Origin of the sequence: Ramlibacter sp., assembly GCF_013697775.1 — a bacterium.
GTDB lineage: Bacteria > Pseudomonadota > Gammaproteobacteria > Burkholderiales > Burkholderiaceae_C > Ramlibacter.
In genome coordinates, this window is sequence record NZ_JACCWG010000260.1 from 1 (window position 1) to 7190 (window position 7190).

The 7190-nt window shown below is 69.2% G+C and carries 7 protein-coding genes; all 7 read left to right on the forward strand.

Annotation, left to right across the window (positions count from 1 at the left end; translation table 11 throughout):
* Nucleotides 1-399 (forward strand): MotA/TolQ/ExbB proton channel family protein (locus tag H0U68_RS12885; protein WP_296356177.1); only part of this gene is annotated, 399 nt, incomplete at its 5' end.
* A gap of 79 nt (nucleotides 400-478) precedes the next feature.
* Nucleotides 479-898: a biopolymer transporter ExbD gene (locus H0U68_RS12890; protein ID WP_296356181.1), complete on the forward strand. Its 420-nt coding sequence runs from the start codon at nucleotides 479-481 to the stop codon at nucleotides 896-898.
* A gap of 42 nt (nucleotides 899-940) precedes the next feature.
* Nucleotides 941-3565 carry a leucine--tRNA ligase gene (gene leuS, locus H0U68_RS12895; protein WP_296356183.1) on the forward strand — a complete coding sequence of 875 codons (2625 nt, stop codon included), beginning with the start codon at nucleotides 941-943 and terminating at the stop codon, nucleotides 3563-3565.
* Nucleotides 3565-4056 carry an LPS assembly lipoprotein LptE gene (gene lptE / locus H0U68_RS12900; RefSeq protein WP_296356185.1) on the forward strand — a complete coding sequence of 164 codons (492 nt, stop codon included), beginning with the start codon at nucleotides 3565-3567 and terminating at the stop codon, nucleotides 4054-4056. The genes leuS and lptE overlap by 1 nt, the downstream gene beginning before the upstream one ends.
* Nucleotides 4057-4070: 14 nt before the next feature.
* Nucleotides 4071-4541: an Lrp/AsnC family transcriptional regulator gene (locus H0U68_RS12905; protein WP_296356187.1), complete on the forward strand. Its 471-nt coding sequence runs from the start codon at nucleotides 4071-4073 to the stop codon at nucleotides 4539-4541.
* Nucleotides 4542-4668: 127 nt separating this feature from the next.
* The gene (gene rocD, locus H0U68_RS12910) at nucleotides 4669-5955 is read left to right on the forward strand and encodes an ornithine--oxo-acid transaminase (RefSeq protein WP_296356188.1); all 1287 of its coding nucleotides are present in this window, start codon (nucleotides 4669-4671) and stop codon (nucleotides 5953-5955) included.
* Nucleotides 5956-5995: 40 nt separating this feature from the next.
* Complete coding sequence (holA, locus tag H0U68_RS12915; RefSeq protein WP_296356190.1) at nucleotides 5996-7078, forward strand: DNA polymerase III subunit delta; 1083 nt, start codon at nucleotides 5996-5998, stop codon at nucleotides 7076-7078.
* The last annotated feature ends 112 nt before the right edge of the window (nucleotides 7079-7190 follow it).

A 7190-nucleotide genomic window follows, 5' to 3' on the forward strand; every position in this document is an offset into this window, starting at 1 on the left:
CCCCCGGCCGGTGCGCTGGCCGCCGCCGGCGACCGCGCGCAGCAGCTCACCCGCGTGCTGCGCGACGCGCTGCACCGGACGTTGGACCGCCTGCAGTTCGGCCAGGTGCTGCTGGCCACCGTGGGCTCCACCGCGCCCTTCGTCGGTCTGCTGGGCACCGTCTGGGGCATCTACCACGCGCTCACCGGCATCGCCTCGGCCGGCCAGATCACCATCGACAAGGTGTCCGGCCCGGTGGGCGAGGCGCTGATCATGACGGCCGCGGGCCTGGCCGTGGCCATTCCCGCGGTGCTGGGCTACAACGTGTTCGGCCGGCTGATCGGGCGCATCGAGGCCGAGCTGGAAGGCTTCGCGCGCGACCTGCGCGAACTGTTCACCCACGTGCACCAGAGCGCCTGACATGCCGGCCCCCACGCTCCTTGCGTCGCTGCCCCCCGAGGGGGCTTCAGCCTCCTTGGGGCGGCCCTGCGGAGGCTGAATGGCATTCGGCCGCCTCGAGCGCACCCCCGGGCCGCAGCCCATGAGCGAGATCAACGTCACGCCGCTGGTTGACGTGATGCTGGTGCTGGTGGTTATCTTCATCATCACCGCCCCGCTGTTGGCCAGCTCGGTGCGCCTGAACCTGCCGCGCGCCGAAGCCACCCAGCCGACCGACGCGCCGCGCTTCGTCACCCTGGCGCTCAACAGCGCCGGCCAGCTCTACCTGGACGAGCGGCCGGTCACGCCGGCGCAGCTGGGCCCGCGCCTGGCCCAGGTGGCGCAAGCCAATCCCGACACGGAAGTGCAGCTGCGCGCCGACGCCTCCGTCCCCTACGGCCGCGTGGTGGAGATCATGGGCGTGGCGCAGAAGGCTGGGCTCAGCCGCATCGGCTTTGTGGCGGAACCGCCGAAGAAGTGATCCGGCGGCGAGGGGACATCCGCCGCCACCTACAATTTCGCCATGCAAGACAAGTACAACCACCTCGAGGTCGAGCGTGCCGCCCAGGCCGAATGGACCGCGCGCGACGCCTATCGCGTGACCGAGGACCCGCGCAAGAAGAAGTTCTATGCCTGCGCCATGCTGCCGTACCCCAGCGGCCGGCTGCACATGGGCCACGTGCGCAACTACACGATCAACGACATGTTGACGCGCCAGCTGCGCATGAGCGGCTACAACGTGCTGAACCCGATGGGTTGGGACGCGTTCGGGTTGCCGGCCGAGAACGCGGCCATGAAGAACAAGGTGGCGCCGGCCAAGTGGACCTACGAGAACATCGCCCACATGAAGGGCCAGATGCAGTCGATGGGGTTCGCCATCGACTGGTCGCGGGAAATCGCCGCCTGCGACCCCAGCTACTACAGGTGGAACCAGTGGCTGTTCCTGAAGATGCTGGAAAAGGGCCTGGCCTACCGCAAGACGCAGGTGGTGAACTGGGACCCGGTGGACCAGACCGTTCTGGCCAACGAGCAGGTGGTGGACGGCCGCGGCTGGCGCACCGGCGCCATCGTTGAAAAGCGCGAGATCCCAGGCTACTACCTGAAGATCACGGACTACGCCGAGGAGCTGCTGCACAACGTGCAGCACGGCCTGCCGGGCTGGCCCGAGCGCGTGCGCGTGATGCAGGAGAACTGGATCGGCCGCAGCGAGGGCGTGCGCTTCGCCTTCCCGCACGAGATCCGCGGCGGCGACGGTGAATTGATCGGCGGCGGCCGCATGCACGTGTTCACCACCCGCGCCGACACCATCATGGGCGTGACCTTCTGCGCGGTGGCGCCCGAGCACCCGCTGGCCACGCACGCGGCGCAATCCAATCCCAAACTGGCCGCCTTCATCGAGGAATGCAAGAAGGGCGGCACCACCGAGGCCGAACTCGCGGTGCGGGACAAGGAAGGCATGCCCACCGGCCTGCAGGTGCTGCATCCGCTGACCCAGGAGCCGATCGACGTGTGGGTCGGCAACTACGTGCTCATGGGCTACGGCGACGGCGCCGTGATGGGCGTGCCGGGCCACGACGAGCGCGACTTCGCCTTCGCGCTGAAGTACAGCCTGCCGATCGTGCAGGTGGTGCACGTGGACGGCGAAACCTACGACTACCACCGCTGGCAGGACTGGTACGGCGACAAGGAGCGCGGCGTCACCATCAACTCCGACATCTACAGCGGCTTTCGCTTCACGGAGGCGGTGATCGCCGTGGCGCACGCGCTGGAGCAAAAGGGGCTGGGCGAGAAGAAGACCACCTGGCGCCTGCGCGACTGGGGCATCAGCCGCCAGCGCTACTGGGGCACGCCGATCCCCATCATCCACTGCGCGGAGCACGGCGCGGTGCCGGTGCCGGAAAAAGACCTGCCGGTGCTGCTGCCGCTGGACTGCGTGCCCGACGGCAGCGGCAACCCGCTGAACAAGCGCGAGGACTTCCTCGCCTGCAGCTGCCCGGTCTGCGGCAAGCCGGCGCGCCGCGAAACCGACACGATGGACACCTTCGTCGATTCGGCCTGGTACTTCATGCGCTACTGCGACCCGAAGAACGACCAGGCGATGGTCGGCGAGGGCACGCGCTACTGGATGGCGATGGACCAGTACATCGGCGGCGTCGAACACGCGGTGCTGCACCTGCTGTACGCGCGCTTCTGGGCGATGGTGATGCGCGACATGGGCCTGATCGACTTCGGCGAACCCTTCGTCAACATGATGACGCAGGGCATGGTGCTCAACCACATCTACTACCGGCGCGACGAGAAGGGCGGCAAGCACTACTTCCCGCCGTCGGACGTGGCGCCGGTGCATGACGCGGGCGGCCAGATCGTCGGCGGCACGCTGGCCGACGGCACCGAGCTGCAGTACGGCGGCATCGGCAAGATGGGCAAGACCGAGCGCAATGGCGTCGACCCGCAGGACCTCATCGACAAGTACGGCGCCGACACGGCGCGCCTGTACACCATGTTCACCGCGCCGCCGGAGGCTACGCTGGAGTGGAACGACGCCGCGGTGGAAGGCTCGTACCGCTTCCTGCGCCGCGTCTGGAACTATGGCCACAAGCTGAGCGGCCGCCCAGCGCTTGCGGCGCCGGCCACCGCCTACGGCAAGCAGGCCCAGGCGCTGCGCCGCGAGATCCACACCGTGCTGCGCCAGGTGGACTACGACTACCAGCGCATGCAGTACAACACGGTGGTCTCGGGCGCGATGAAGATGCTCAATGCGCTGGAGGACTTCAAGGCCTTCGACGAGCCCGGCGCGGACGCCGCGCTGCGCGAAGGCTTCGGCATCCTGCTACGCGTGCTGTACCCGGCCACGCCGCACCTGCCGCATGCGCTGTGGCAGGAACTGGGCTATGCGGCGCAGCTGGGCGACCTGCTGGATGCGCCCTGGCCGCGCATCGACGAGGGCGCGCTGAAACAGGACGAGATCGAACTCATGCTGCAAGTCAACGGCAAGCTGCGCGGCTCGATCCTGGTGCCTGCCGGCCTCGGCAAGGACGAGATCGAGAAGGTCGCGCTGGCCAGCGAGGCCTTCGCCAAGTTTTCCGGCGGTGCGGTGCCCAAGAAGGTCGTCATCGTGCCTGGCCGCCTGGTCAACGTGGTGCTCTGATGCGTACCTCCAGGCGTTTCCTCCTGTTGGCCGGCGCGGCACTGCTGGGCGGCTGCGGCTTCCAGCTGCGCCAGCCGCCGAGCTTCGTGTTCGACACCATCTTCATCAACGCCTCGCCGGCATCCGCCGTGGGGAACGAACTCAAGCGCACGCTGGGGACCTCTTCGCCGGTGAAGCTCACGCCCGCGGCCGACAGCGCGCAGGTGGTGCTCGAGCTGCTGGACGAGCGGCGCGAGAAGGTGGTGGTCGGCCTCAATGCCTCGGGCCAGGTGCGCGAGTTCCAGATCCGCACGCGCATCCGCTTTAGGCTGCGCACGCCGGCGGACAAGGAACTGATTCCGCCCACCGAGCTGCTGCAGCAGCGCGACATCAGCTTCAACGAAACCGCGGCACTGGCCAAGGAAGTGGAAGAGAACCTGCTGTACCGCGACATGCAGACCGACCTGGTGCAGCAGTTGATGCGGCGCCTGGCGGCCGTCAAGGCGCTCTGACGCCGCTGCTGTCCATGGAGCTGGACCGCGCCGACCTGGAGCTGCTTCGGCTGCTGCAGCAGGACGGCCGGGCCACGGTGCAGGCACTGTCCGAAGCCATCCACCTGTCGGCGCGGGCCACGCTCAACCGGGTGCGCCGGCTGGAGGGCGGCGGCATGATCCAGGGCTACCGCGCCATGCTGCACCGCGCGGCCATGGGGCCGCAGATCTGCGTGTTCGCCGAAGTGACCCTGAAGGACCAGCGCCAGGCCAGCGTGCAGCGCTTCGAGCGCCGCATGGCCTCGGTGCCCGAAGTGGTGGCCTGCTGGGTGGTGAGCGGGCGCTACGACTACCTGGTGCGCGTGGCGTGTTCCGACCTCGACGGTTACCACCAGCTGATCAGTGCCTGGCTGGACGACGGCACGCTGGGCATCGAGCGAATCGTCACCAACATCGAGATGCAGACGATCAAGGAATTTGCCGGCTTTCCGGTGCCCAGAGCGTGAAATAGGCACTTCCGAATCGGAAGCGGCGGCGTGCTGGAAGTGCCGTACCCGCTGCCGCGCCCGTGCCGGAACGCGCCTATCGGCGCGCCCGCAGGCCTAGAGTGGAAGCTCCAACCGGGAGCACGCAATGCAAGCAGCAAACAGCCGCAAGAGCAACGATTTCATCGGCAAGGAGGCGCGCTACGGCGCGCGCAACTACCAGCCGGTCCACGTTGTCGTCGACCACGCCAAGGACTGCCTCGTCTGGGACGTGGAAGGCCGCGAATACGTCGACATGATGGGTGCGTATTCCGCAGTGAGCCACGGCCACCTGCACCCGCGCATCGTGGCCGCGGCCGAAAAGCAGCTCGGCCGCGTGGCCGTCACCTCGCGCGCCTACTACGGCACCACGCTGGGCCCCTTCCTCGAAAAACTCTGCCAGCTCACCGGCTTCGCCCGCGCGCTGCCCATGAACACCGGCGCCGAGGCGGTGGAAACCGCCATCAAGTGTGCCCGCCGCTGGGGCCACCGCACCAAGGGCATCGCCGACGGGCAGCAGGAGATCCTGGTGGCGCGGGGCAATTTCCACGGTCGCACCAGCACCATCGTCAGCTTCTCCAGCGAAGAGAGCTACCGCAGCGGCTTCGGCCCGCTGTCGGGGGGCTTCCGGCACTTCGATTTCGGCGACATGGACAGCGTGCGCGCCGCAGCCGGCCCCAACACGTGCGCCGTGCTGGTCGAAACCATCCAGGGCGAGGCCGGCGTGGTCCTGCCGCCCGAAGGTTTCTTTGCCGAGCTGCGCAAGTGGTGCACCGCCAACGACGTGATGCTGATCCTCGACGAGGTGCAGGCCGGCCTGGGCCGCACCGGCTGCTGGTTCGCCTTCGAGCACGAGGGCATCCGGCCCGACGCGATGATCCTGGGCAAGGCGCTGGGCGGCGGTCTGCTGCCGGTGAGCGCCTTTCTGGCGCGCGAGGACATCATGCAGGTGTTCGAGCCCAACAGCCACGGCTCCACCTTCGGCGGCAACGCGCTGGCCGCGGCGGTCGGGCTGGAAGCGCTGCTGGTGCTGGAGGAAGAAGGCTTGGTCACGCGCAGCGCCGCCATGGGCGACTACCTGATCGCGCGGCTGCGCGAAGTGCAGGCCGAGGCGCACCCGCTGATCCGCGACGTGCGCGGCCGCGGCCTGTGGGTGGGCGTGGACATCGACCCGGCGCACGCCACGGCGCGCGAGCTGGTCGAGGGGCTGGCCGAAGGCGGCGTGCTGTCCAAGGAGACGCACGACACGGTGATCCGCTTCGCGCCGCCCCTGACCATCACCGCCGAATTGATCGACCGCGTGGTCGCCGTGTTCCGGCAGGTGGCGCTGGCCAGGCTGGACGCATCGAAGCCGGCCGCCGTTCCCGCGCAATCGTTGGCGGCTGCCACCGCCTGACCGGGCGGACCGGCGGGCGGCAAGCCCTACACTTGCAGGCATGCAGCTTGCCGCCACCCAGCTGGGCCCGCAGCTCCAGCGGGCACTGAAGTCTCTCTACACCGTGCACGGCGACGAGCCGCTGCTGGCGCAGGAAGCGGCTGATGCGATCCGCGCCGCGGCGCGGGCGCAGGGCTACGGCGAGCGCACCGTGCACACCGTGGCCGGCGCGCATTTCGACTGGAGCGAGGTGCTGGCCGCCGGCGGCTCGCTCAGCCTGTTCGCCGACAAGCAGATCGTCGAGGTGCACATTCCTTCGGGCAAGCCCGGCAAGGACGGCAGCACCGCCTTGCAGCAGCTGGCGCAAAGCGCCCAGGGCAACGACTCTACCCTCACGCTGGTGATGCTGCCGCGGCTGGACAAGCAGACGCGCACCTCGGCATGGTTCCTCGCGCTGGAAGCCAACGGCATGACGGTGCAGGTCGATCCGGTGGAGCGCGGCGCGCTGCCGCAGTGGATCGCGCAGCGCCTGGCCGTGCAGGGCCAGCGCGTGGCCGCGGGCGAGGAGGGCCAGCGCACGCTGCAGTTCTTCGCCGACCGGGTCGAGGGCAACCTGCTGGCCGCGCACCAGGAAATCCAGAAACTCTCGCTGCTGTATCCGGCCGGCGAACTTGGCTTCGCGCAGGTGGAAGGCGCGGTGCTCAACGTGGCGCGCTACGACGTCTTCAAGCTGTCCGAAGCGGTGCTGGGCGGCCAGCCGGCGCGCGTGCAGCGCATGCTGGACGGCCTGCAGGCCGAAGGCGAGGCGGCGGTGCTGGTGCACTACACGCTGGCCGAGGACATCCGCGCGCTCAAGCGCGTGAAGGACGCGGTGGCCGCCGGCCGGCCGCTGCCGATGGCGCTGCGCGAACAGCGCGTCTGGGGTCCGCGCGAGCGCCTGTTCGAGCGCGCACTGCCGCGCCTGTCGGCCACCGCGCTGGACAACCTGCTGCATGCGGCCCATGTGGTGGACGGCATCGTCAAGGGGCTGAAGGAGCCGGGCTGGCCGAACGACGCCTGGCAGGCGCTGCACCGGCTGGCGCTGCGGCTGTGCATCGAGTGCACGGCCCAGCAGCCCGGCGCGCGTGCGAAAATCGCGGCATGAACGCGCTGAACGTCGCAGAGTACATGCAGACCCTGGGCCTGCAGGCCAGGCAGGCGTCGGCGCGCATGGCGGCGGCGCCCGCCGCCGCCCGCAACGCGGCGCTGCGCACCCT